We start from the raw sequence: 23,272 nt of genomic DNA on the forward strand, positions 1-23,272 counted from the left end.
CAGATTAGCCAATCCGCCGCGCAAGCCCCGTCACGCGCATAGGAGCCTGCCGTATCAACCTGATCTCGCAGGCTGTTCCAACCGCTTTTCCCCGTGTAGGCTTGCGGTCTGCCCGACTTTTGAAGGTGAGCCGACAATCACTGGGGCGGCGGAACGAGGGAGATGGCGTAAAGACCATGACGGAACTCCGATATCTGGCGCCTGGCACGCTTGACGAAGCGGTCGGTGCATTTGCGAAAGCCGGCGGCGCCGCGCGCATTCTGGCCGGCGGCACCGATCTTCTGGTGCAGATGCGGTCTGGCGCGCTCAAGCCCGGCCTGATCGTCGACATCAAGAAGATCCCAGAGATGACCGCGATCGAACAGACAGCCGACGGCGGCTTTCGCATCGGCGCCGCCGTCTCCGGCATGGCGCTCTCGGAACACGAGACGTTCGGCAAGATCTGGCCCGGCGTGCTCGAGGCGGTCAACCTGATCGGTTCCAAGCAGGTGCAGGGCCGGGCGTCCGCCGGCGGCAATCTCTGCAACGGCTCGCCCGCCGGCGACAGCGTGCCGGCGATGGTCGCAGCTGGCGCCATCGTTACCGTGCAGGGCCCGGACGGCCGTCGCGAGATGAAGGTGGAGGACGTCCCCGCCGGTCCCGGCCGCACCAATTTGAAGCCCGGCGAGGTCCTCGTCAGTTTCACGCTGCCGCCGCGTCCGCCCGGATCGAGCGATGCTTACCTGCGCATGATACCGCGCACCGAAATGGACATCGCCGTGGTCGGCTGCGGTGTCAGCCTCACCATGAAGGACGGCACCGTCACCGCCGCCCGCGTCGGCCTCGGCGCGGTCGCGCCAACTGTGCTGCTGGTGGAAGACGCCGCGAAAGCGCTGATCGGCTCCAAGCTCGACGACGCCGCGCTGGCGCAGGCGGCCGCGGCCTGCTCCGCCGCCTGCCGCCCGATCGACGACAAGCGCGGCACCATCGCCTATCGCACCAAGGTGGCCGGCGTGCTGCTCAAGCGCACCGCCGTGATATCAGCCCAACGCGCTACAGGAAAATAATTCATGGCCAAAGTTCACGTCACCACGTCAATCAACGGCGAGCCGATGGAATTTCTGTGCGAGCCATCAGACACCATGCTCGACGCGCTGCGCGGGCCGCTGGCGCTGACCGGATCCAAGGAAGGCTGCGCCTCGGGCGACTGCGGCGCCTGCTCGATCACGGTCGACGATCGCCTGGTCTGTTCCTGCCTGATGCTCGCGGTGGAATCCGAGGGCCACGAGATCAGGACCATCGAGGGCCTGGCGCAGGGCGAGAAGCTGCATCCGCTGCAGCAGAAATTTCTGGAAATGGCCGCGCTTCAGTGCGGCATCTGCACGTCGGGCATGCTGGTCGCCTCCGATGCGCTGCTGAAGAAAAATCCGGACCCGAGCGAGGAGGAAGTCCGCTTCTGGCTCGCCGGCAACCTCTGCCGCTGCACCGGCTATGACAAGATCGTCCGCGCGGTGATGGAAACCGCTGCCGAAATGCGCGCGCAATAATTGCGGGAGACAGCCCAATGAACCTCGTCACCAACAACAAGTGGATCGGCCAGCGCACCATCCGTCCCGACGGCATGGACAAGGTGACCGGCCGCGCCCAGTTTGCCGCCGATACCACCATGCCAGGCCAGATCTGGGGCAAGGTTTTGCGCAGCCCGCATCCGCATGCGCGCATCCGATCAATCGACACCTCGAAGGCGGAGAAACTGCCGGGCGTGAAGGCCGTCGTCACTTCGAAAGACATCGTCGATTTCCCGATCGAGAAGGGCGCTGTCATGCTCGGCATCCAGGACATGCGCTGGATGTGCCGCAACGTGATGGCGCGCGACAAGGCGCTGTTCCCCGGCCACCCCGTCGCGGCCGTCGCCGCGACCACGGAAGCGATCGCTGCCGAAGCCTGCAAGCTGATCGAGGTCGATTACGAGGTGCTGCCTTGGGCGATCGAGATCGACGATGCGCTGAAATCAGATGCACCGATCCTGCACGAGTTCAACAAGTTCGACGGCAAGCCCTCCAACATCGTCGGCCGGCTCGAGCACAAGAAGGGCGACATCGAGCAAGGCTTCAAGAAGGCCGACATCGTCATCGAGCGCACCTTCACCACGCGCCCGGTGCACCAGGGCTATATCGAGCCGCATGCCTGCCTGATTTCGGTCGCGCCAGACGGCAAGACCACGATCTGGAGCTCGAGCCAGGGCCAGTTCATGGTGCGCGCGATGACGGCCTATCTCACCGGCATCCCGCAGAGCGACATCCGCGCCATCCCCGCCGAGATCGGCGGCGGCTTCGGCGGCAAGACCATCGTCTATCTCGAACCGCTCGCGACGCTGCTCGCGAAAAAGTCCGGCCGCCCGGTGAAGATGGTGATGACGCGCGAGGAGGTGATGCGCGCGACCGGCCCCACCTCAGGCTCGAAGAGCACGGTGAAGATCGGCGCCACGAAAGACGGCAGGATCGTCGCCGCGCACGGCACCTTCTACCTGCAGGCCGGCGCCTTCCCGGGCTCGCCGATCCGCGGCGCCGCCGGCTGCAGCCTCACGCCCTACGACATTCCGAACCTGCTCTCGGAAGGCTACGATGTCTGCTCCAACCGTTCCAAGGTCGCCGCCTATCGCGCGCCGGGCGCGCCGATCGGCGCCTATGCGGTGGAATGCGTGCTCGATGAAGTCGCGGAAGCCTTGAAGATGGACCCGCTCGACTTCCGCCTGAAGAACGCCGCCAAGGAAGGGACGAAAGCCGCGCACGGCCCGGTGTTCCCGCGCATCGGCTATATCGAGACGGTGGAAGCCGCCAAAGCCTCGCCGCATTACGCCGCGCCGCTCGGCGATGGCCACGGCAAGCTTCGCGGCAGGGGCACAGCTTCCGGCTTCTGGTTCAACGCCGGCGGCGAATCCTCCGCGCAGGTCAACATCACCGAGGACGGCAACGTCGTCGTCACGACAGGGCACCCTGACATTGGCGGCTCGCGCGCCGGCATCGCCAACATCTGCGCCGAGCTGCTCGGCATCGACTACCGCCGCGTCTCCGTCATCATCGGCGACACGCAAACCGTCGGTTTCTCCAACCTCACCGGCGGCAGCCGCGTGCTGTTTGCCTCGGCGATGGTGGTGACGCAGTCGACCGAAAAGATCATCCAGACGCTGCGCGAGCGCGCGGCCAAGATCTGGGAGATCGATCCCGAGGCGGTGAAGTGGGAGAACGGCGCGGCGCATCCGGTGAGCCCGAACGCCGGCCAGTTCGAGCCGCTGACGCTGGAAGAACTGGCCGAGAAGGCGCCGGCGATGGGCGGACCCATCGGGGCCGGCGTGCAGCTCAACACCCAAGGCGCCGACGGCGGTTTCGGCACGCATGTCTGCGACGTCGAGATCGACGTCGATCTCGGCATCGCTCGCGTGATTCGCTACACCGCCGTGCAGGATGTCGGCCGCGCCATTCACCCCGGCTATGTCGAGGGCCAGCTCCAGGGCGGCGTCGCGCAAGGCATCGGCTGGGCGCTGAACGAGGAATATATCTACACGAAGGAGGGCAAGGTCGATAACCCCGGCTTCCTCGACTACCGCATGCCGGTTTGCTCGGACCTGCCGATGATCGACTGCATCATGGTCGAGATCCCGAACCCAAAACACCCGCAAGGCGTCAAGGGCGTCGGCGAAGTGCCGCTGGTGCCCGTGATGGCCGCGGTGGCGAACGCGATCTACAACGCGCTCGGCAAGCGGTTCTATGCCCTGCCGATGTCACCGCCGAAGGTGCTGGAGAAGCTGGAAGGCCCGATGCAGCAGGCGGCGGAGTAGGAGTAGAACGCTATATCGCCGCGCCGTCATTGCGAGCGAAGCGAAGCAATCCACCTCCCCACTCGGGGATAGATGGATTGCTTCGTCGCTACGCTCCTCGCAATGACGGTGGAGGAATCGCAGGGTGGCTCAGCCGGACTATGGCTGGGGACGGAGCGAACGCCAATGAATGATGTGCTTCCCTACCGCGCCATGGCGCACAACAACGCCTGGGCAAACCACCGGCTGCTCACCGCTTGTCTCGGGCTATCGCAGGATGAATTCGCCGCGAAGCGAACCGGCTTCTTTCCGAGCCTGCGCGCCACACTCAATCACATCCTGATCATCGACCACTTCTACGTCGATGCGATGGAAGGCGGCACGCTCGGTCCCGCCGCCTTTGCGGATCAGGAACCTTGCGCAACGGTCGCCGCGCTGAAGGAAGCGCAGGCCGCGGTCGATCGACGTTTGCTCAATGTCGTCGAAGCGCTCGACGCCGCCGGATTGCAGCGTATCGTCTCAGTGCATCGCGGCACCTCCATCCAGCGTGAGCGGATGGACCGTCTGCTTCTGCATTTATTCCAGCACCAGGTGCATCATCGCGGCCAGGCCCACGCCATGCTCAGCGGCACCTCGGTGAACCCGCCGCAACTCGACGAGTTTTTCGCGGTGGGTGAAGCGCCGCTACGGGCAGCGGAATTCGCGGAGTTGGGTTGGAGCGAGGAGAGGGTCTGGGGCGAGTTGGATCGCTGAGATTGACCGGCTCGATGTGTCCGATTTCCGTATATCGCCATGCTCATGCGGGCTACTGCTAATTGTATATTGCCCTAGTTGAAATAATAATCGGCGGATATGGCGAAGCGATACCCGTCGATCCCATTTATGAGGGATGGGTTTCGCAAAGGGCTCAACCTTTCCTACCTACTGACAAACGATGAAATCAATTATCACCATTCTTGGCGGCGCCAGTACGGTTTTGTCGTTCATGGTAGGCCTTATTGCCGCGTACAACATGCATACGTTCATCGAGGAGTGGACTGAAGATCATGCGAAGTCCGAAGGATTTATGCGGCGGACGCGGCTGTCAACAACCGCAATTTTTTCGACGTCCCTTTCGGATCGATGCAGTCGCCGCCGTCGAAAAGTGTTGATATGGACGTCCGCTTTCTTTGTCATTGTGGGAGTGCAGGCACTAATCATCTTACTTTTGCGGTCACTCTAGGGAATTCAGGGCCGATCTGTGAATAGGAAGCAGTCGTGACCGATCAGAACCCACCCACCGCTTCCCCCTTCCGCTCCATCCGCGCCGTCGACTACACCGTCATCTTCGTGCGCGACATGGCGGCGATGCGCCGGTTCTATGAGGGCATCCTGCGCTTTCCGCTGACGCGCGAATTGTCGGCGGGCTGGATCGAATATCAGATCGGCGGCAACACGCTCGCGCTGGCGCGGCCGAGCCGGACGGCGAAGGATGCGCCGACGCCTTCGGGCAGCGCTTCGCTGCAGCTTGCCTTCAAGGTCGCCGCTGATGATGTCGATCGCTGCGCCGAGGAACTGCTGTGGCACGGCGTCGATCTGCAGGAGCCGCCGACCAACCAGCCGTTCGGCCATCGCACGCTGTTCTTCAGGGACCCGGACGGAAACCTGCTGGAGGTATATGCGGAGATTTGATGCGCTCTCCGTCATGGCCGGGCTTGTCTGGATCGCGAGCCAAGACGTGGATGCCCGGGACAAGCCCGGGCATGACGACGGAGAGAGTAAGGCGATAGTGCTCTAATTCAGCGTCAGCCACACCAGGTTGCAATCGGTGTGACAGGTGTTGCAGCGCGCCGGCTGGTTGAAGGTGTTGGCGAGCTGCCATTCCTGCGCTTCGTTGCTCCACTGCGCTGTGGCGTGGCAGATGATGTCGTCCGAACCGCAGTTAGCGCAGACCGGCGTGGAACGCGCGGCGCGGTTGATTACCACGCGCTCGACCGGCTGGGCTTGCGGCCGCTCCGGCGCAAGCCGGTCCTGGACGATTTCGAACGGGTTCATCAGTTTGACGCGTCGCAACATCGGTCTGCATCCATTTGCGAGACTTGATTCGCTACTTTCAAAACTAGCGAATCGGTTCGGCCGTTCCATTGCTAAATTGCGCAATACCCAAGATTTAACTTTGTCATTTCGAAGAAGATTCGCGCAAGCCGCCGGCCGAAAAGTCCGCCGGGTGTTGACGTAGCGCAACACGTTTGGGGGCAGGCGGCCTATGCTCCAATGCCATATCCGTAAAACTCCGGAGAGATTCTCGGATGCCCGGCTTTACCTCGCGAATGATGACGGCGTTAGCCTGTCTCGCGGTGCCACTGCTTGGCGCCGGCGGCAGCGCCGCGCAGGCGCTCGATCCGGAGCAGCAGCGCAGCAAGGCGATGCTGGAAAATCTCTGCGGTCGATGTCATGCCGTAGGTAAAACGGACCGGAGTCCGAACCCGCTCGCTCCGCCATTCCACAACTTTGGGGAAAAACTTTACGATACCGACATGGTGCAGCGGCTGCAGGACGGGCTCACCACGATCCATCCTGAGATGCCGACCTTCCGCTTCAACCGGCATGAGGCCGCGGCCGCAGTGAATTATCTCCGGTCCATTCAGCGCAGCAGATGAGGCGCGATGCGAAGCGGCCCGGCATCGCTGCCGGGCCGTCCTGTTAGGTTCAATACTTCTTCTTGGTGGCTGATCCGGTCGTCGTCTGCTTGCCCGGCGCGCTTTGCGAATGGCCCTTCGCGGTCTTCTTCTGGTGGCCGGGCGCGTATTCCGACGCGCCGGGCGCGGTCGATTTCGTGCTCTTCTGCATCTTCTGTCCCGGGGCGTACTCGGAGGAACCCGGAGACTTCGTGCCTTGCGCGAATGCCGAGGTCGCGAGCAGCAGAGCGGTCGAAACCGTAATCAATGTCTTCAGCATTGGTCTCTCCTGTTGCAAGTGACCGGCAACGCTTTCGCATGCGGCGATGTTCCGCTTTTTCCCGCTTGCGCTGCGGTGATGTAATGCTGATGAACGGACCTTCATCTTTGCGCCGAACTTCTGCCAAACCTCATCCTGAAGAGGCGCGAGAAGGATGAAAGCCGGCGTGCGGCAGCGGGGGTGTCATGGTCCTCCCGGCGATGCAAAGCATTGTCCGGAGACGGCGCTCGCGCGCCTCCTCACCCAGTATCTTGCTCGCTCATCATTCCATCGTATTTCAACAAACAATGGCCGCGGCGTATGGGTCCCTGCGTTCGCATGCGTTCGCAGGGACGACGGGATGAAAGAGCCGGGCTCTCACAACTCCCGCGCATTCGAAAACGCGAACGACGATACCCGCCGCGTGTTTTCGTCCAAAATCAACGTCCGCGTGATCGGCGGCTCGGCGCGCTGGCTGCAGTTTTCGCGCTCGCAGAGCCGGCAGTTGACGCCGATCGGCGTGCCCTCGGCCTTCTCCAGGTCCATCCCGGCGGCATAGACCAGCTTCGACGCATGGCGAATTTCGCAGCCCAGACCGATGGCAAAGCGCGGCTGCGGTTGCGGGTGCGGGGCGACCGGTCGGCGCACCATCTGCGCAATCGAGAAATAGCGCGTGCCGTCGGGCAGTTCGATCACCTGCTTGAGCAGGCGGTCCGGCGTGTCGAAGGTCGAATGCACATTCCACAGCGGGCAGGTGCCGCCGAATTTCGAGAACGGAAACGTGCCGGAGGAGAATCGTTTGGAGACGTTGCCGGCATTGTCGACCCGCAGCAGGAAGAACGGCACGCCGCGCGCGTTCGGCCGTTGCAGCGTGGTGAGGCGGTGACAGACCTGCTCGAAGCCGGCATTGAAGCGCTGCGCCAGCACGTGAACGTCGTAGTTCAGATTCTCTGCCGCGGTGTGGAATGGCTGATAGGGCATCATGACGGCGGCGGCGAAGTAGTTCGCCAGCGTAATGCGGTAGAGCCGGCGCGGCGTGTCGTCGAGCGGGCCGGCACGGTTGACGATGGCGTCGATGGATGCGCTGCATTCGGCGAGGCCGATCTGCAGCGCGAGCTGGAAGGCCCGGCCCGAGCCGTCGACCAGTTCGGAGATCAGAAGCTGCCGGCGATGGCGGTCGAACCGCCGCAGCGTCTCGCGCATCACGTCGACCGGCATGATGCGGGTCACGATCGAGTGCTTTTCGCGCAGCCGCGCCGCGAGCGCGGCAAACAGCTCCTCGGCGGAGGCGTGGAGTTCGTCGCGCAAATTTTCCGCGGCCTGTTCGAGCTCGGGAAAGTAGTTGCGATTGGCTTCGATCAGGTCGCGCACGCGCTCGATCGGGTTGGCCTCGAAGCGGGCGCCCTCGTCGCGGTCAGCCATCTGCGCCGCCACCAGCGTCTCGCCGCGGCGGGCCTCGGTATAGGCGGCGTAGAGGCGCTGCAGGGAGTGGGTCACGCCCGGGCAGAGCTCGGCGAGGTCGCGAAGTTCCTGTTTCGGCAGGTCGATCTGGCGGAACAGCGGATCGGAGAAAATCTCGTTCAGTTCCGCAAAGAAGCGGTCCTCGTCGGCGGTGGCGAGGTCGCGCAGATCGAGGTCATAGGTCTCCGCCAGCCGCAGCAGGATCTGCGCCGTCACCGGGCGCTGGTTCCGCTCGATCAGGTTGATGTAGCTCGGCGAAATCCCGAGCCCCTCGGCGATCTGGGTCTGCGACAGCCCAAGCTGCTGCCGGATTCGCCGGAAACGGGGGCCGACGAACAGCTTCTTTCCGGCTTCGGTGGCCATGGCAGGGTCCTGATTGTGACAAAGTTTACAAAGTTACATTTGTGACAAGTGCATATGTTACATGACATCACCAATAAAAATCAAGAACTCTATACGAAATCAGGATTCTGGCGTTTAGCTCTCGGTACGTTTCGCAACGCACTGTCAAGAATGTCGATGAAAGCGGCGAAGACTACGCTGCAGATTTGTCGTCACCGAAAGGATTATGCACATGAACTACCAGCCACGCGGGATCAGTGACCAGGCTATCCAGGGACCGGCTTCCTATCTGAGCGAGATCGGCGCTGCTGAGGCCCTCCTCAAGACCAACCCGACCTGGAACGGCGTCACCGCCGAAGCCGTGGCGCGCATGCGTCTGCAGAACCGTTTCAAGACCGGCCTGGACATCGCCCGGTATACCGCGGCGCTGATGCGCAGCGACATGGCTGCCTATGACGCCGATCCCACCAAGTACACCCAGTCGCTCGGTTGCTGGCATGGCTTCATCGCGCAGCAGAAGCTGATTTCGGTCAAGAAGCATTTCGGCAAGACCGATCGCCGCTATCTGTATCTCTCCGGCTGGATGATCGCAGCACTTCGTTCGGAGTTCGGACCGCTTCCTGATCAGTCGATGCACGAGAAGACTTCGGTGCCGGCGCTGATCGAAGAGCTCTACACCTTCCTGCGTCAGGCGGATTCCCGTGAGCTCAACGATATCTTCCGCGCGCTCGACGCGGCCCGCAAGGAAGGCGACAAGGCGAACGAAAAGGCGCTGATCGAAAAGATCGACAACTTCCAGACCCATGTCGTGCCTGTCATCGCCGACATCGACGCCGGCTTCGGCAATGCCGAGGCAACCTACCTGCTCGCCAAGAAGATGATCGAGGCGGGTGCGTGCGCCCTGCAGATCGAAAATCAGGTCTCCGACGAAAAGCAGTGCGGCCACCAGGACGGCAAGGTGACCGTGCCGCACGAGGTGTTCCTGGCGAAGATCCGGGCCTGCCGCCATGCCTTCCTCGAACTGGGCGTCGAAGACGGCATCGTCGTGACCCGTACCGACTCGCTGGGTGCCGGTCTCACGCAGCAGATCGCCGTTAGCCACAAGCCCGGCGACCTCGGCGATCAGTACAACAGCTTCCTGGATTGCGAGGAAGTGACAGCCGCCACGGCCCGGAATGGCGATGTCATCATCAACCGCGACGGCAAGATGATGCGTCCGAAGCGGCTTGCCAGCAACCTCTATCAGTTCCGTGCCGGCACGGGCGAAGATCGCTGCGTGCTGGACTGCATCACCTCGCTGCAGAACGGTGCCGACCTCTTGTGGATCGAGACCGAGAAGCCGCATATCGAGCAGATCGCCAAGATGGTTGACCGCATCCGCGAGGTGGTTCCGAACGCGAAGCTGGCCTACAACAATTCGCCTTCGTTCAACTGGACGCTGAACTTCCGTTGGCAGGTGTACGACGCGATGAAGGAAGCCGGCAAGGATGTCAGCAAGTACAATCGAGCCGACCTGATGAAGCCGGAATACGACGATACGCCGCTGGCCATCGAAGCCGACGAGCGCATCCGCACCTTCCAGGCCGATTCAGCAAAGCGTGCCGGCATCTTCCATCATCTGATCACGTTGCCGACCTATCACACGGCAGCTCTGTCGACTGATAATCTCGCGAGGGAGTATTTCGGCGAGCAGGGCATGCTGGGCTATGTGAAGAATGTTCAGCGCCAGGAGATCCGTCAGGGTATCGCCTGCGTCAAGCATCAGAACATGGCCGGCTCCGACATCGGCGACGATCACAAGGAGTATTTCGCCGGTGAAGCCGCTCTGAAGGCGGGCGGCGCCCACAACACGATGAACCAGTTCGGCTAACGGCGGAATCGATCAGTCTGGGTCTGGTCGGATTCCAGACTGGTCACGCCACTCGGACAACAGGAGACAACAATGACCAAAGGCAGCAATTTCTGGGTGATCGGCGGCGAGTTCGGTTCGATGAACTTCCACAAGCTCGTCGAAGGCTCGGCCCAGGTCAGAGGCCCGTTCAAGACCCGCAAGGAAGCGGAAGAGTGCTGGAAGGAGGTCTCGGAAGAGAGCCGCCACAAGGCCGGCGTACGCTTCTCGATCGTCGAAGAGCCCTCGCGCGTCTCGGCCTGACGGCTGCTGCCGACCTATCACAAGAAACGTCCAAGGACAGGCGGCCCCATCCGGAATTCCGGCTGGGGCCGTTTGCCTTTTTCGAGCGAGCGCCCTTCACCCTCTCCGGCTTGCGGGGGCGGGCCGGGGTGGGGGCGCCGCCACGGGGGATAAAGCTGCAAGCATAACTCATTGAAAACAAAGAACCATTGCGCAAGGCATGGTTACTGCTAGGTTAAGCCCAGGCTAACCCCTGCAGGATAAAGGCGGCTCCCGATGTCAAACGCGCAAAATACCGGCAACGAAGCCCGCGACATGCGACCGACCCGGCTGCGCGATGCGCTCCGCCAGGCCCGCATCGAGGCTGCCGATCGCACGGGTGTCGTGGTCGAACTGCGCGACGCCGAGGTCGCCCGGCTCGAGATCCTGAACGAGGCGCTCGATCCGCTGTTCGCAGAGGTGCCGGAGCAGGTCGACCTGTTCGATCGCGGCGTCAGCCAGGGGGAGACGCCACGGCTGTGGATCGACGTCGTCGCGCATATCGTGATGGGACGCGACAAGCGCATCTACCGCTTCGTGCAGGACACGCGCTTCGGCCGCATCGTGCTCGCCGAGTCGCATGACGTGCCCGTCATCGTCGATTCCGTCACCGGCTATGTCGCGCGCCGGATGATCGAGCGCGAGCATGCGATGGTGGCGATGGCCGCGGCCGAGCCCGTCGTGGAGAAAAAGCCGCGCCGCCGCGGCTTCGGCATGTTTGTGCTCGGCTTCGTGCTGGGCGCGGTGGCTCTGTTCGGATTGGCGCTGTATGCGAGCCTGAAGAGCTTCTAAAGCAGCGTCGCCTGCTTGATCTGCTTGACACGGAAGTCGGCATCGATGCCGCGCACGGTCTGCACGCAGCGCCATTTGCCGCCGTCGCGCGTGATCGAAAACAGGTTGTAGGCAGCAGCCGGATAATGCCGGTGCGCCAGCGCCGATGCCGAGGGCACGCCGACCGCGGGGATCTGGTGGCCGGCGCCTTCAAGCCACATCGTCGAATGGATGTGGTCATGGCCGTGCAGGACCAGTTCGGCGCCGCGCCGCTTCAGCACGGCGCGCAGCGCCTTCGAGTCGGTCAGCCGCTTCATCCGCGAACTCGATTCCAAGGGGTGATGGACCAGCAGCACCCGGAACGCCTCGTCCGGCGACAACTGGGCAAGCTGGCGGTCGAGCGCATCGAGCTGCGCGCGGCCGAGCCGGCCGGTTGCCATCAATGGCAGCGTCGGCACCGCCGAGGAGATCCCGATCAGCGCCAGCGGACCGCGCCGGCGCAGAAAAGGAAACGGCGTACCGTCCGCCCCGGCATCGCCGCGCAGATATTGCTCGAAGTGGCCTGCGAAATGATGCCGCGTCGCCCGCACATAGGCGTCGTGATTGCCGGGAACGACAGTCACCTGTTGCGGCGTGCCGACGCTTTCGAGCCAGGCCTGGGCCGGGGTGAATTCCGCCTCCAGCGCCAAATTGACGAGATCGCCGGTCACCGCGATGTGGTCCGGCCGGTGCGCCTGCATGTCGGCAACCAGCGCGTCCAACACCTCGCGGCGGTGATATTTGTGGCGGTTGCGGGTCCAGTTGAAATAGCCGAGTGCACGCTTGCCCGCGAGATCGCGCAGCCGCGCCGCGGGCAGCGGCGGCAGATGCGGGTCCGACAGATGCGCCAGCGTGAAGGTATCGGTCATTCGCGCTTCGCCGCGTTCCCTGTGATATAGAGCCGTCGCACCATCATGTCGGCGATATAAGGATCAAACGTGATAGCTGTCCATCCGAGGTTTGCGTGACGGTGCTGCAGCACTTGCGAAAACGTCTGGAGCCGCAATTGCGGCAGGCCTTTCACCTCTATTGGCGGATGGCCCGCGGCATGACGCTCGGGGTTCGCGGCGTCGTGCTCGACGGCGACGACAAGGTGTTCCTGGTCAGGCACAGCTATGTCACGGGCTGGCACCTGCCGGGCGGCGGCGTCGAGGTCGGCGAGACGTTCCTCGAAGCGCTGCGGCGGGAGCTGGTGGAGGAGGGGCGGATCGAATTGACCGGAGAGCCGGTCCTGCACGGCCTGTTCTTCAACGGCCACGTCTCCCGCCGCGACCATGTCGCGGTCTATGTGGTCAGGCAGTTTCGGCAGGACCGCCTGCCGGAGCCCAACCACGAGATCGTGGAGTGCGGGTTCTATGCGGCAGGGGCGCTGCCGGCAGGGACGACCAGAGGAACGCGGTTGCGGATCGCGGAAGTTCTCGATGGCGTGGCTCCAGTAGCGACCTGGCGCTAGTGATAGCCCGTGCCAGTCGTGCTCCAGCGCAGAATCTCATGGCGGGGTCGACGTCGCGCCGCCCGAAGTGAAGGCGGACGTGCTGTTAAGCTATCTCGTTGACGTTCAATTCACCTTGCTGGTGGTCTCAGTCGTCTGGATTTACGCCAAATTATATCATTCCGATCGACATGCTTCCCTCTGGACCCTGCTGTTCGCAACGCTCGATCTGCGCGGCGAACGGGCCGCCGATAGATAGCGCGGCCTTTCCCCAACCGGCCAACGCCTGATTGCGATAACGCGCCTATGGACAGACTTAATTCGGTGTGCGTGCGATGACGGGACCGGCGCTGCGGATCGCGGTTCTGGTGCCGTGCTTCAATGAGGAAGCCGCGGTCGCCACCGTGATCTCCGATTTCCGCAAGGCGCTGCCGACAGCTCAGATTTTCGTCTACGACAACAATTCCAGGGACCGCACCGTCGAGGTCGCGCGCGCGGCCGGCGCCATCGTGCGCAGCGAGCGCCGCCAGGGCAAGGGCCATGTGGTGCGGCGCATGTTCGCCGACATCGATGCCGACGCCTATGTACTGGTCGATGGCGACGCCACCTATGACGCGCCGAGCGCGTCGCGCATGATCGATGCGCTGGTCAACGAACACCTCGACATGGTGGTGGGCTTTCGCGTCGACCAGTCGGTCGCGGCCTACCGTCCCGGCCACCGCACCGGCAACTGGATGCTGACGAACTTCCTTTCCACCGTCTTCGGCCAGGCGTTCAAGGATATCCTTTCCGGCTACCGCGTGTTCTCGCGCCGCTTCGTCAAGTCCTTTCCGGTGCTGTCAGACGGTTTCGAGATCGAAACCGAACTTAGCGTGCACGCGCTCGAACTGGCGCTGCCGGCGGTGGAAATCGAGACGCCTTATTATGCCCGCCCCGAAGGATCGTTCAGCAAGCTGAACACCTGGCGGGACGGCTTCCGGATTCTCGGCACCATCCTGAAACTGTACCGTTCGGAGAAGCCGCTGCGGTTCTTCACCGCCATCGGTACCTTCCTGATGCTGGTCTCGATCGGGCTGGCGATCCCCATCCTAATCACCTATCTCGAAGAGGGCATCGTGCCGCGGTTGCCGACGGCGGTGCTATCGACGGGCCTGATGATCGTTGCGGTGCTGTCGATGTCCTCGGGGCTGGTACTGGACACCGTAACGCGCGGCCGCCGCGAAATGAAGCTTTTGGCCTATTTGTCCCAGCCCGCTATCAGCAGGGATTGAGGCAATACCGGGATGACGGCTCCCAGCGATAGACCGCGCCGTCGCCAGATGCTATCCCGCGCCCCATCATGAGCGAACTTGACGTCACCATCCTGGCCGAAACACCAAAGGACGCCCAGGCGATCGAACGGCTGCACGAGCGGACGTTCGGTCCCGGCCGTTTCGTACTGAGCGCCTACCGCCTGCGCGAGCATGTCGATCACCTGCTCGACCTGTCGTTCACGGCGCGGATCGGCACATTGCTGGTGGGCTCGGTGCGCCAGTTGCCAATCTGCATCGGCGACACGCCGGCCCTGATGCTCGGACCGTTGACGGTCGAGCCGCCGTTCCGCGGCCGCGGCGTCGGCCGCATGCTGCTCGATCGTTCGCTGCGGGATGCCAAGGCCAAGGGCCATCGCTTGGTCATTCTGGTCGGCGACGAAGCCTATTACAGCCGCGTCGGCTTCGAGGTCATACCGAAGGGGCGGGTGACCATGCCGGGCCCGGTCGATTACACCCGCCTGTTGGTGGCGGAACTGGTCGAGGGCGCGTTCGACGGCGTGTCCGGCACTATCCGACCGGACTGGAGCAAGGCGCGGTAGAGCCGTCGGCGCGCGCCGCTGTCGCGACCCGTCAAAAAAATCGACGCTTCTTCGTACCGCTCGTCCGAATCGGCGCGGATCCTGCGCTTCCCACCGCCTTCTGCAGCTCGTGCCGGAACTCATCGCGCTTCTCGTGGATGGAGGCGACGACATGTCCCATCGCCACTCCCAGGCCGATCAGGGCAGCTTCCGACAACAGCAAGCTTGCCTCGATGGTCTCCGGCACCGCGTCGGTAACCCCGATCCGGTACAGATGCCGCGCGTGGTCGGCATCGCGGGCGCGCGAAACCACCAGCAGGTCCTTCCTCAGCGCGCGGACCTGAGCGACGATTTCGTCGATGCCTTCAGGTTGGTTGATGGTGACGATGACAGCGGCGGCTTCCATGAGACCGCAGCTCTTCAGGAACTCCGGGTTGGTTGCGTCACCGTAAAAGACGGTACGTCCCTGTCTTCGCTGCTCGGGGACGGCCGCGGCATCATTGTCGACCGCAATGTATTTGAACTGGTGACGGTCCAACATCGCGCAGACGACCTGTCCCACCCGGCCGTGCCCGACGACAATGGCATGACCACTGCCTCCGCTTGGCGCAACGGCGAGTTCGGGGTCGAGCGGCTTGTCTTCGCGCACCATCGGCGCCAGCCGCCGCGCGACATGGGACAGCGCCGGGGTGAGCATCATGGTCAGCGAGGTCAGCGCGACCGTGAAGCTCGACACGTTGGCATCGATCAGGCCAAGCGTCGTCGCCAATCCGATCCCGACGAAAGCAAATTCGCCGCCGGGACCCAGCAGCAGCCCGACTTCAATAGAGGCCGGCCATGAAAGGCGAAACATCCGCGCCAGGAAGATGAGGATGACGGCCTTTACGGCGATCAAGCCGGCCGCACCCGTAACCAGCCAGACCGGGTCGCGGGCGAGCTCGCGGAAATCGACGTTCATGCCGACGGCGAAGAAGAACAGGCCAAGCAGGAGGCCCTTGAACGGATCGATGGCGGTCTCGATCGCCTTGCGGAATTCCGTCTCGGCCAGCAGCAGCCCGGCGACAAAGGCGCCGAGCGCCATGGAGAAACCAGCCACAGCAGCAGCCACTCCCGTGGCGACGATCACGAACAGTGTCGTGGCGACGAACAGGTCGCTCATGCCTACTGATGCCACCAGACGGAACAGCGGTCGCATCACGACGCGGCCGACGATGACGATCACGGCGAGCGCGATGGCTGCGTTGGTGAGCGCGAGAACGAGCGTCGCGACGACCGAACCGGACTCGCTGGCGCCAAAAATGGAGATAAAAAGCAGGAGAGGGGCGACGGCCAGGTCTTGTGCCAGCAACGTCGCGAAGCTTGCCCGGCCTGCGCTTGTGCTGAGTCGTCGTTGCCTGGAAAGGATCTCGACGACAATGGCTGTCGAGGACAAGGCAAGGCACGCGCCAAGGATGAGGGCCACCGGAGCCTTGTTGCCCACGAGGGCCGCGACCACGCCGATCGCCACTGTGGAGAGTACGATCTGCAAGCTGCCTAACCCAAATATCAGGCGGCGCATTGCCTTCAATCGATCGTAGGATAGCTCCATGCCGATGAGGAAGAGCAGGAACACAACTCCGAGGTTCGCAATGCTGGAGACGTTTTTGGGGTCGACGACCGTGAACCAGTAGAGAAGTGGAAAACTCTCGATGAACGATCCGAGGCCGAGAGGACCCAGGATCGCGCCGGCGCCGAGATAGCCGAGGACTGGATTGAGGCCGAACCGGCGCACCAAGGGAATGACGACGCCCGCGGTGCCGAGCAGAACGAGCGCGTCGCTATAGACGGGAACATTGATGGACGAGGTCATCTATTCGTCGAGCATCCGCTTTCAGTGGGCAGGGGACATCTGACGCGGGATTGCGCCCGGTGTCCCCATCATCCCACTTGGACGTTAGCTGGTACCACCAGCTAACGCCACCCGTCTGCGCATGCGGCTTAAAACTTCAGATTAGCAAAGGCCCTCACGCCGATGCCCGGCAACAGCACTTGGTCCTTGTTGAAGGAGACGGAATTGCGGATGTTCTCGTTCAAGAGGTTGTTGCCGACCACGCCGACCAACATTTCGCGGGCGCCGAACCAACTGGGGTCCAGCTTGGTCTTGTAGCTGACCTCCGCCTTCAGCAGATTATAACCTGCGGTCGGCGTTTCCCCGATCGGCGCGATATCGTTCTGGGCGAAAGCATGCAGCAGGTTGATTCGCGTCAGCCAGTTTGCATCGCGCCAGAACAAGCCGCCGCCCGCGCGCACCGGCGGGATTCGCGGAACGTTGGTGCCGTCGCTGAAAGTCGCGCGCACGACATCGAACTGGCTCTCGATACCCCAGATGCCGCCGTTGAGCGGCCCGACATCCAACTGGCTCTGGAATTCGCCGCCGCGGAAGGTGGCGTCGCGTTGCGAATAGATCGCCTGGTTCAGCTCGAGTGGGGCAGCCGGATCGGCAGGACTGACACAGGCTCCATCCTCGCAGGTGTTGCCGGTAAGTCGACGGTAAATGAAGCCATTGAACTTCGTATAGTAAGCCGTCGCTTCGAACCTCAAGGGCCCGGTCGCTCGTCGTAATCCGATCTCGATCGATTTGGCCGTTTCGATGCCCAGATTGGGATTGCCGATGTCGAAGGTGACGGTTGCTTCGTGGACCCCGCGCGAGAACAATTCGGCCGGCTTGGGCGCGCGCTCGACGTATTGCGCGGTGATGCTCGCAACCAGATCGCCTGGAAGGTCCTGAAGCAAGCCTATGCTCGCGCTCTTCGGCGTGAAGTTCAGATTGCGCGCCGTCGGCGGGCCGATATCGCCCGGATTGGCATTGATGTCGAAAAGTTCCGGAATGAATGCCGGCGTCGTTCCGCTGAGACTGACATGCTCGATACGGCCGGCGATCTGCGCCTTGGTTGAGTCAGTGAACTTGAGCTCGTTGAAGACGTAGCCGGCAACCCTGTTATTCTTGTTAGGATCAAACAATCCATTGAGCGGGCTTCCTGGATCGTCCGGGCTTGGCGCCGTCAATTCCTGATGCCCGGCCTGCAGACCGAAAGCGGTCGTGACAGCGGCAAAGCGCGCGTTGAACGGCGCCATCTGCACCTCGACGCGCCCTTCCTGCTCCCTGTTGGTAAAGGTCTGCCGCACGCCGGTGGACGAGAAGTCGGCGGGATCGGCAAGCCCGATCTCGTTGTGCTTGTAATCAGTCGCGCCGGCCCAGAACCTGATCGCGTCGATCGCCGTTGCGTCCGGCCGGTATTCTCCCTTGGCTGTGAACTTGGTCTGGCGCGCGTCGATGCGGGTCTGGTGATCGGAGGGTTCAATTCCGGGAATGCGGTACAGCGTATCGTTCTGCGTAATCGCAGCGCCAATGAAGCCGCCGGAGAAAATATAGGAGCCGCCGATCGAGGCGCCGGCCGCCTGCATCGCCGAATTTGGCTGCCGACCGTTGAATGGCTGGGTGGGATCAAACAGATACGGATAGCTCGGAACGCTGTAATCACTGGCCTTGCGGCCATAGGCATCAGCGTGGAACGCGAAATTGCCGCCGCCGGCATCAATCAGGATGCCGCCGTCGACACCCCGGTCAACGGTATTGACGGCCGTTCGGGTTTCGACCGTGACGCAGGAAGGTGATTGCACGTTTGCGAGCGGCGCCTTCGCCGGCAACCCGTAGGTCTGGAAGGGTGCCGCCGCGCATGAAGGCAGGGCGTCCGGGATGCGATTGTTGGTTGCGCTGACGACGCCGCCGATCGATGTCGATCCGTAGCGCATCGCCGCCGGACCACGGATGACTTCGACCTGGTTTGTGGCCAGTGGATCGACCGGCACGAAATGGTCTTCGCCGAGATCGGAGGCGCCGCCAGCGTTGGTACCGTTCTCGAGGATGCCGACGCGATTGACGTCGAGGCCCCGGATGATCGGCCGACTCGCGGCACCGGGCGCGAAGGTTGAGCCGGTAATGCCGGGCTTCGAGAACAGGAGATCGCCAAGCTGGGCGGTGCCTTGGCGGCGGATCTCCTCGTTGGGCACGACGGTAACCGTTGCGAATTGATCGGTTACGACCGGCAGCACGCCTTGTTGGGGCGCGGCTGCGACCGGCGCGGCTTGCGGCTCTGGCGCGGGCGCGCGGTTCTGGCCGGGCGCGGCGCGGGTGACGCGCACCGGCGTTCGTGCGGGCACGGGTTGGCGTCGGACGATTGGGCTCGGCGCCGTCACGGTGATTTCGGGGAGTTGCGTCGAAGCGGTTGGCGACGCCGCGCCCTGCGCCATTGCGCCGTTGCCTGCCGCGCATAGCAATAGCCAGCTAGCTCCACCGATGTGGAACGCACGTATCTTCTTGAATGTCATTGTCCCGACCCTGATTCCGTCGATGTGCGACGGACGATTCCGATTTTCCTTCAGGAGCCGCGCCTGGCGCGGCAATCCCTTGGGCAGTGCATTGATTTCAATCGGCGTCAGGAGGCGGGCGGTGCGCGAGACTGGAACGCGAGATCGGACGAGCCGAGATGCGCGAACTCGGCGCCGGGGACCAGGTACAGAAGTTCGAAAGCCCCCGGCAACTCCAGCACGGGTGGCGTGATGAACAGGAAATTATTGGCAAGCGAGAGGACGGCGCAGACCGAGCAGACATTGGCCGTGTGCTGGTCGTCATCGTGGCCCGCAGGCTGCTGCGCCTGTGCGGCTTCGGGGTGCGCATCTTCTGCGGCAAGGGGCGTGGCGATCGCAGAATTGGCGTCGGTCAGCCCGCTTTGAACGGCCGGTTCGGCGTGCGTGGCCGTCGCGTGAAAATGCCCGCATGACAGCGCAAGCTGGATCGCGAGCGCAAACAGCGCCAGCCGCGAGCCGTGCTTGAGGTGCTTTCGGAACCAGTTCACGACGATTGACGCCTCGTCCCCCGGGGTCGGCTCAGGCATCTCGCCGTCCCAATGTTACATTATAACGTCGCGAAGACCGCGGCGTGTCAATCGACATCCGGGCTGCCGTCTTTCCGGGGCGCCGACAATTCCGCCAGGTGTGAGATTCGCGCAACATCAGCACTTTCGCCCCGTGCACCCGCATGCTTGCCAATTGACAATTCGCGGTCATATGTTGTTATGTTATAACATAACATAGTTCGTCAACTACGGGGTCCCTGCATGCGTCATCCTCCCCGGTTGGGGCCCCGCGAGCTCAAGAGGCTTTTCGATCTCCATGCGAAAACTCCCCGTCACCGTCTTGTCCGGCTTCCTCGGGGCTGGAAAGACAACTTTGATGAATCACGTGCTCAACAATCGCCAGGGCCTGAAGGTTGCGGTGATTGTGAACGACATGAGCGAAGTCAACATCTACGCAGACCTCGTCCGCGATGGCGGTGCGAACCTCTCGCGGACTGACGAAAAACTGGTCGAGATGACCAACGGCTGCATCTGCTGCACGCTGCGCGACGATTTGTTGAAGGAAGTGCGGGCGCTCGCCGAGTGCGGACGGTTCGACTATCTGCTGATCGAATCCACCGGAATCTCGGAGCCGCTGCCGGTCGCGGCAACCTTCGATTTCCGCTCCGAAGACGGAGAAAGCCTGTCCGACGTGGCAAGCCTCGACACGATGGTCACGGTCGTCGATGCCGTCAATCTGCTGAAGAACTATTCCTCTACCGTTTTTCTGGCGGATCGCGGCGAGTCGCTTGGTGAAGGCGACAGGCGCACGTTGGTGGATCTGCTGGTCGAGCAGATCGAATTTGCCGATGTGATCGTACTCAACAAGATCGATGCAGCGTCGCAGGGAGAACGCGACTCCGCCCGGATGATTATCCGCTCTCTCAATCCCGAGGCCGATATCGTCGAGACCAATTTCTCCAATGCGCCGCTGGAGCGCATTCTCAATACCGGCCGCTTCGATTTCGAGCGCGCGCAGCAACACCCGCTGTGGTTCAAGGAGCTTTATGGCTTTGCGGACCATACGCCCGAGACCGAAGAATACGGCGTCAAGAACTTCGTCTATCGCGCGCGACGGCCGTTCGAGCCTGCGAAGTTTCACCAGTTCCTGAAAGAAAGCTGGCCGGGCGTCATCCGCGCCAAGGGACATTTCTGGATCGCAACTCGCCCGCAATGGCTCGGCGAGTTGAGCCAGGCCGGCGCGATCGTCCGAACCGAAGGGCTCGGCTTCTGGTGGGCGAATGTGCCGGCAGATCGGTGGCCGGACGATCCGTTCTGGCGACTATCGCTCAAGAAGAACTGGAGCGAGGTGTACGGCGATCGCCGGCAGGAGATCGTCTTCATCGGCACGAATATGGATCAGGACGCGATCACGGCGCGTCTCGATGCGTGCCTTGTAGCGGGAAAGCCGGGAATGCGCATCGCGGAATGGTCCGGGCTTGCCGATCCATTCCCGAGGTGGCGACGCGCGGACGAGGCTGCGTAGCACCCATCGACGACGCCTCCGCAGCGCTTACCGCCCCTCGCGCACCCAGGTCGCGGCGAACGCGCCGAGCAGCAGCAACAATCCGACTAATCCGGCAAACATCGGCAGCACGCCGACGCCCTTGACGACGCTGGCGTCGCGCATCTTGACGCCCATCCAGCCGTCGCCGTGGAAGATGCCGGAGGCGCGCACCGGCACGACGCGGGGCAGGTCGACGCTTCCGCCATCGGCGACGCGGCGGGCGTCGCCGCCGGTGGCTTGCGCCAAGGGCTTCAGCATCTCGGTCGTCGAGGTGACTTCAGAAAATTCCTTCGGGTTGGTCGGCCCGACATTGATCAGCGCCTTCAGCGCGCCGTCGGTCGCCTGCCACAGGCCGAGTTCGTTGGCGGGCAGGGTGGAGCGCCAGGTGCCAGGCTCGCTCGCGGTCAGCGTCAGCTCCTTGGTGGCGCCGCTCGGCGATGTCACCGTTACCGGCGGCACGTTGTCGGCCATGGTCTGGCGCAGCACCACGAGGTCCTTGCCCTGGATTTGCAGGCGCAGCGCTTCCTCGTCGAGATCAGGCTGCTTCATCAGCCAGTGCGACATCCGCCGCAACAGATCCAGATGAGGGCCGCCGCCCTCATAGCCGCGCGCCCACAGCCAGATGTGGTCCGACAACAGAAGCGCGACGCGGCCTTCGCCGAAGCGCGACAGCAACAGCAGCGGCTTGCCATCGGCGCCGGTCATCACGGGCGCGCCGACCGCGTTGCGCGTTTCCACCGCGCGGAAGAAGCGGCTCCAGCGCGGCGGCTCGCTGGCGGAGCCTTCGAGGCCGCGCGTCACCGGATGGCGCTTACCGGCGTCGCTTAAGTGCGCGTAGAACGGCTTCTCGGTCACGCCGACCGGCTCGGCCGGCAGCACCGTGTCGAGCGGCGTGCGCCAGATGCTGGTGGTGGAGGCGTAATCGGGGCCGGCCGACACCAGCACCGCACCGCCGGCACGGACATAGCGCGCGATATTGTCGAAATAGGCAATCGGCAGCACGCCCTGGCGGGCGTATCGGTCGAAGATGATCAGGTGGAAATCGTTGATCCTCTGCTGGAACAGCTCGCGCGTCGGAAACGCGATCAGCGACAGCTCGTTGATCGGCGTGCCGTCCTGCTTCTCCGGCGGGCGCAGGATCGTGAAATGAACGAGGTCGATGCTGGCGTCCGATTTCAGCAGATTGCGCCAGGTGCGCTCGCCGGAATGTGGCTCGCCGGACACCAAGAGCACGCGCAGCCTGTCGCGGACGCCGTCGATCGCGACCACGGCGCGATTATTCACCAGCGTCAATTCGTTATCGAGGGGAGAAGCCTCGATCTCGACGATATTCGGGCCGGCATGCTTGATGTCGACTTCGACACTGGAGGTCTGGCCGCTGACCAGATTGCGCTCGCTGATTACCTCGCCGTCGCGGCGAATGACAACCTTCGCGCGCTGGCCGCTGACGCCCTGGTCGTCGAGCCGGTACGTGATGGTCTGCGGCTGTCCGACGATGCCGAAACGCGGCGCGGCCGAGATTGCGATGCGGCGGTCGCGCTCATCCTTGCGGCCGGTGACGAGTGCATGCACCGGCGCCTGGAAGCCGAGGGCCGCGGCATTGGCGGGAATGTCATGCACCCGGCCATCGGTGATCAGGAACGCGCCGGCAACGCGGTCGACCGGAACGTCCGACAGCGCCGAGGACAGCGCCCCGAACAGTTTTGTGCCGTCGGTCTCGCCGTCGGCCTGTCCGGCCTCGACGACGCGGACTTCCAGCCCCCTGATCTTCTTCAGCGTGTCGACCAGCGCCTCTTGCGCCTGGGCCGTTTCCTGGTTGCGGGTGCCGAAATTCTGGCTCGGGCTCTTGTCGATCACGACGGCAGCCACCGAGGACAGCGGCTCGCGGTCCTCGCGGGTGAAGGAGGGATTGGCGAGCGCCAGCAGGATCAGCGCCAGCGCCGCGACGCGCACCGCGGCGCCGCGCGCGCGGCCGAGCAGTAATAGCGCCGAGATCGCGACGATCGCGGCCAGCGCGATCCAGAGCACGATCGCCGGAACGAGGGGGGTGAACGCGATGCCGTAGTTCATGGC

21 protein-coding genes are annotated in these 23,272 nt (G+C 63.3%); 13 read left to right on the forward strand and 8 right to left on the reverse strand.

The annotated features are described in order from the left end of the window. The first annotated feature begins 176 nt into the window (after positions 1-176). The 5 genes from LMTR13_RS07095 to LMTR13_RS07120 all read left to right on the forward strand — a co-directional run bounded on the left by LMTR13_RS07095 (position 177) and on the right by LMTR13_RS07120 (position 5,467). Positions 177-1,046, forward strand: a complete 870-nt coding sequence (locus LMTR13_RS07095) for an FAD binding domain-containing protein (protein ID WP_065727270.1) — start codon at positions 177-179, stop codon at positions 1,044-1,046. Between the two features lie 3 nt (positions 1,047-1,049). Next, complete coding sequence (locus tag LMTR13_RS07100; protein WP_065727271.1) at positions 1,050-1,526, forward strand: (2Fe-2S)-binding protein; 477 nt, start codon at positions 1,050-1,052, stop codon at positions 1,524-1,526. 17 nt (positions 1,527-1,543) lie between these two features. After that, positions 1,544-3,817 carry a xanthine dehydrogenase family protein molybdopterin-binding subunit gene (locus tag LMTR13_RS07105; protein WP_065727272.1) on the forward strand — a complete coding sequence of 758 codons (2,274 nt, stop codon included), beginning with the start codon at positions 1,544-1,546 and terminating at the stop codon, positions 3,815-3,817. Between the two features lie 165 nt (positions 3,818-3,982). Beyond that, entirely contained in the window at positions 3,983-4,549 is a 567-nt protein-coding gene (locus LMTR13_RS07110; protein WP_065732490.1) for a DinB family protein, read from the forward strand. 504 nt (positions 4,550-5,053) lie between these two features. Continuing rightward, positions 5,054-5,467, forward strand: a complete 414-nt coding sequence (locus tag LMTR13_RS07120; protein WP_065727274.1) for a VOC family protein — start codon at positions 5,054-5,056, stop codon at positions 5,465-5,467. Positions 5,468-5,569: 102 nt separating this feature from the next. Here LMTR13_RS07120 and LMTR13_RS07125 read toward each other — a convergent pair whose 3' ends face one another. Continuing rightward, the gene (locus tag LMTR13_RS07125) at positions 5,570-5,851 is read right to left on the reverse strand and encodes a hypothetical protein (protein ID WP_065727275.1); all 282 of its coding nucleotides are present in this window, start codon (positions 5,849-5,851) and stop codon (positions 5,570-5,572) included. A gap of 233 nt (positions 5,852-6,084) precedes the next feature. Between LMTR13_RS07125 and LMTR13_RS07130 the strand changes: the two genes are divergently transcribed. After that, complete coding sequence (locus LMTR13_RS07130; protein WP_236843296.1) at positions 6,085-6,435, forward strand: cytochrome c; 351 nt, start codon at positions 6,085-6,087, stop codon at positions 6,433-6,435. 49 nt (positions 6,436-6,484) lie between these two features. On the opposite strand, the gene LMTR13_RS07135 is transcribed toward LMTR13_RS07130, so the two are convergent. Then, positions 6,485-6,733, reverse strand: coding sequence for a hypothetical protein (locus tag LMTR13_RS07135; RefSeq protein ID WP_156795464.1), 249 nt, complete (start codon positions 6,731-6,733; stop codon positions 6,485-6,487). A 357-nt stretch (positions 6,734-7,090) separates the two neighbouring features. Next, complete coding sequence (locus tag LMTR13_RS07140) at positions 7,091-8,536, reverse strand: helix-turn-helix domain-containing protein (protein ID WP_065727276.1); 1,446 nt, start codon at positions 8,534-8,536, stop codon at positions 7,091-7,093. A gap of 211 nt (positions 8,537-8,747) precedes the next feature. On the opposite strand from LMTR13_RS07140, the gene LMTR13_RS07145 reads away from it, so the two are divergent. From LMTR13_RS07145 to LMTR13_RS07155, 3 genes are all read left to right on the forward strand, one after another. Next, complete coding sequence (locus LMTR13_RS07145; protein ID WP_065727277.1) at positions 8,748-10,385, forward strand: isocitrate lyase; 1,638 nt, start codon at positions 8,748-8,750, stop codon at positions 10,383-10,385. Between the two features lie 72 nt (positions 10,386-10,457). Then, the gene (locus tag LMTR13_RS07150) at positions 10,458-10,667 is read left to right on the forward strand and encodes a DUF4170 domain-containing protein (RefSeq protein WP_028347002.1); all 210 of its coding nucleotides are present in this window, start codon (positions 10,458-10,460) and stop codon (positions 10,665-10,667) included. A gap of 255 nt (positions 10,668-10,922) precedes the next feature. Continuing rightward, on the forward strand, positions 10,923-11,477 hold the full coding sequence (locus LMTR13_RS07155; protein ID WP_065727278.1) for a hypothetical protein: 555 nt from the start codon (positions 10,923-10,925) through the stop codon (positions 11,475-11,477). Here LMTR13_RS07155 and LMTR13_RS07160 read toward each other — a convergent pair. Then, the gene (locus LMTR13_RS07160; RefSeq protein ID WP_065727279.1) at positions 11,474-12,364 is read right to left on the reverse strand and encodes a metallophosphoesterase family protein; all 891 of its coding nucleotides are present in this window, start codon (positions 12,362-12,364) and stop codon (positions 11,474-11,476) included. The genes LMTR13_RS07155 and LMTR13_RS07160 overlap by 4 nt on opposite strands. Before the next feature lie 95 nt (positions 12,365-12,459). Between LMTR13_RS07160 and LMTR13_RS07165 the strand changes: the two genes are divergently transcribed. The 3 genes from LMTR13_RS07165 (at position 12,460) to LMTR13_RS07175 (ending at position 14,779) form a co-directional block, all read left to right on the forward strand. Then, complete coding sequence (locus tag LMTR13_RS07165) at positions 12,460-12,948, forward strand: NUDIX domain-containing protein (RefSeq protein ID WP_065727280.1); 489 nt, start codon at positions 12,460-12,462, stop codon at positions 12,946-12,948. 314 nt (positions 12,949-13,262) lie between these two features. After that, positions 13,263-14,198: a glycosyltransferase family 2 protein gene (locus LMTR13_RS07170; RefSeq protein ID WP_065732493.1), complete on the forward strand. Its 936-nt coding sequence runs from the start codon at positions 13,263-13,265 to the stop codon at positions 14,196-14,198. A 68-nt stretch (positions 14,199-14,266) separates the two neighbouring features. Continuing rightward, positions 14,267-14,779, forward strand: coding sequence for a GNAT family N-acetyltransferase (locus LMTR13_RS07175; RefSeq protein WP_065727281.1), 513 nt, complete (start codon positions 14,267-14,269; stop codon positions 14,777-14,779). 31 nt (positions 14,780-14,810) lie between these two features. On the opposite strand, the gene LMTR13_RS07180 is transcribed toward LMTR13_RS07175, so the two are convergent. From LMTR13_RS07180 to LMTR13_RS07190, 3 genes are all read right to left on the reverse strand, one after another. Then, the gene (locus LMTR13_RS07180) at positions 14,811-16,607 is read right to left on the reverse strand and encodes a cation:proton antiporter domain-containing protein (RefSeq protein ID WP_065727282.1); all 1,797 of its coding nucleotides are present in this window, start codon (positions 16,605-16,607) and stop codon (positions 14,811-14,813) included. Between the two features lie 128 nt (positions 16,608-16,735). Continuing rightward, positions 16,736-19,126 (reverse strand): TonB-dependent receptor, encoded by a 2,391-nt coding sequence (locus tag LMTR13_RS07185; RefSeq protein WP_065732494.1) that lies wholly within the window; start codon positions 19,124-19,126, stop codon positions 16,736-16,738. 107 nt (positions 19,127-19,233) lie between these two features. Beyond that, positions 19,234-19,692: a DUF2946 family protein gene (locus tag LMTR13_RS07190; RefSeq protein ID WP_083218829.1), complete on the reverse strand. Its 459-nt coding sequence runs from the start codon at positions 19,690-19,692 to the stop codon at positions 19,234-19,236. 277 nt (positions 19,693-19,969) lie between these two features. Here LMTR13_RS07190 and zigA point away from each other — a divergent pair, with 277 nt between their 5' ends. Then, positions 19,970-21,178, forward strand: coding sequence for a zinc metallochaperone GTPase ZigA (gene zigA, locus LMTR13_RS07195; protein ID WP_065727283.1), 1,209 nt, complete (start codon positions 19,970-19,972; stop codon positions 21,176-21,178). A 27-nt stretch (positions 21,179-21,205) separates the two neighbouring features. Here the strand turns inward: zigA and LMTR13_RS07200 are convergent, their stop codons facing one another. After that, positions 21,206-23,269 carry a hypothetical protein gene (locus LMTR13_RS07200; protein WP_065727284.1) on the reverse strand — a complete coding sequence of 688 codons (2,064 nt, stop codon included), beginning with the start codon at positions 23,267-23,269 and terminating at the stop codon, positions 21,206-21,208. Between the last annotated feature and the right edge of the window lie 3 nt (positions 23,270-23,272).

Origin of the sequence: Bradyrhizobium icense, assembly GCF_001693385.1 — a bacterium.
Lineage (GTDB): Bacteria > Pseudomonadota > Alphaproteobacteria > Rhizobiales > Xanthobacteraceae > Bradyrhizobium > Bradyrhizobium icense.

Coding starts and splice junctions, on each gene's coding strand:
- LMTR13_RS07175 (WP_065727281.1), top strand. CDS start 14,267: ATGAGCGAACTTGACGTCACCATCCTGGCCGAAACACCAAAGGACGCC.
- LMTR13_RS07155 (WP_065727278.1), top strand. CDS start 10,923: ATGTCAAACGCGCAAAATACCGGCAACGAAGCCCGCGACATGCGACCG.
- LMTR13_RS07125 (WP_065727275.1), bottom strand. CDS start 5,851: ATGTTGCGACGCGTCAAACTGATGAACCCGTTCGAAATCGTCCAGGAC.
- LMTR13_RS07095 (WP_065727270.1), top strand. CDS start 177: ATGACGGAACTCCGATATCTGGCGCCTGGCACGCTTGACGAAGCGGTC.
- LMTR13_RS07170 (WP_065732493.1), top strand. CDS start 13,263: ATGACGGGACCGGCGCTGCGGATCGCGGTTCTGGTGCCGTGCTTCAAT.
- LMTR13_RS07130 (WP_236843296.1), top strand. CDS start 6,085: ATGCCCGGCTTTACCTCGCGAATGATGACGGCGTTAGCCTGTCTCGCG.
- LMTR13_RS07185 (WP_065732494.1), bottom strand. CDS start 19,126: ATGACATTCAAGAAGATACGTGCGTTCCACATCGGTGGAGCTAGCTGG.
- LMTR13_RS07135 (WP_156795464.1), bottom strand. CDS start 6,733: ATGCTGAAGACATTGATTACGGTTTCGACCGCTCTGCTGCTCGCGACC.
- LMTR13_RS07200 (WP_065727284.1), bottom strand. CDS start 23,269: ATGAACTACGGCATCGCGTTCACCCCCCTCGTTCCGGCGATCGTGCTC.
- LMTR13_RS07190 (WP_083218829.1), bottom strand. CDS start 19,692: ATGCCTGAGCCGACCCCGGGGGACGAGGCGTCAATCGTCGTGAACTGG.
- LMTR13_RS07100 (WP_065727271.1), top strand. CDS start 1,050: ATGGCCAAAGTTCACGTCACCACGTCAATCAACGGCGAGCCGATGGAA.
- LMTR13_RS07160 (WP_065727279.1), bottom strand. CDS start 12,364: ATGACCGATACCTTCACGCTGGCGCATCTGTCGGACCCGCATCTGCCG.
- LMTR13_RS07140 (WP_065727276.1), bottom strand. CDS start 8,536: ATGGCCACCGAAGCCGGAAAGAAGCTGTTCGTCGGCCCCCGTTTCCGG.
- LMTR13_RS07150 (WP_028347002.1), top strand. CDS start 10,458: ATGACCAAAGGCAGCAATTTCTGGGTGATCGGCGGCGAGTTCGGTTCG.
- LMTR13_RS07180 (WP_065727282.1), bottom strand. CDS start 16,607: ATGACCTCGTCCATCAATGTTCCCGTCTATAGCGACGCGCTCGTTCTG.
- LMTR13_RS07110 (WP_065732490.1), top strand. CDS start 3,983: ATGAATGATGTGCTTCCCTACCGCGCCATGGCGCACAACAACGCCTGG.
- LMTR13_RS07145 (WP_065727277.1), top strand. CDS start 8,748: ATGAACTACCAGCCACGCGGGATCAGTGACCAGGCTATCCAGGGACCG.
- zigA (WP_065727283.1), top strand. CDS start 19,970: ATGCGAAAACTCCCCGTCACCGTCTTGTCCGGCTTCCTCGGGGCTGGA.
- LMTR13_RS07105 (WP_065727272.1), top strand. CDS start 1,544: ATGAACCTCGTCACCAACAACAAGTGGATCGGCCAGCGCACCATCCGT.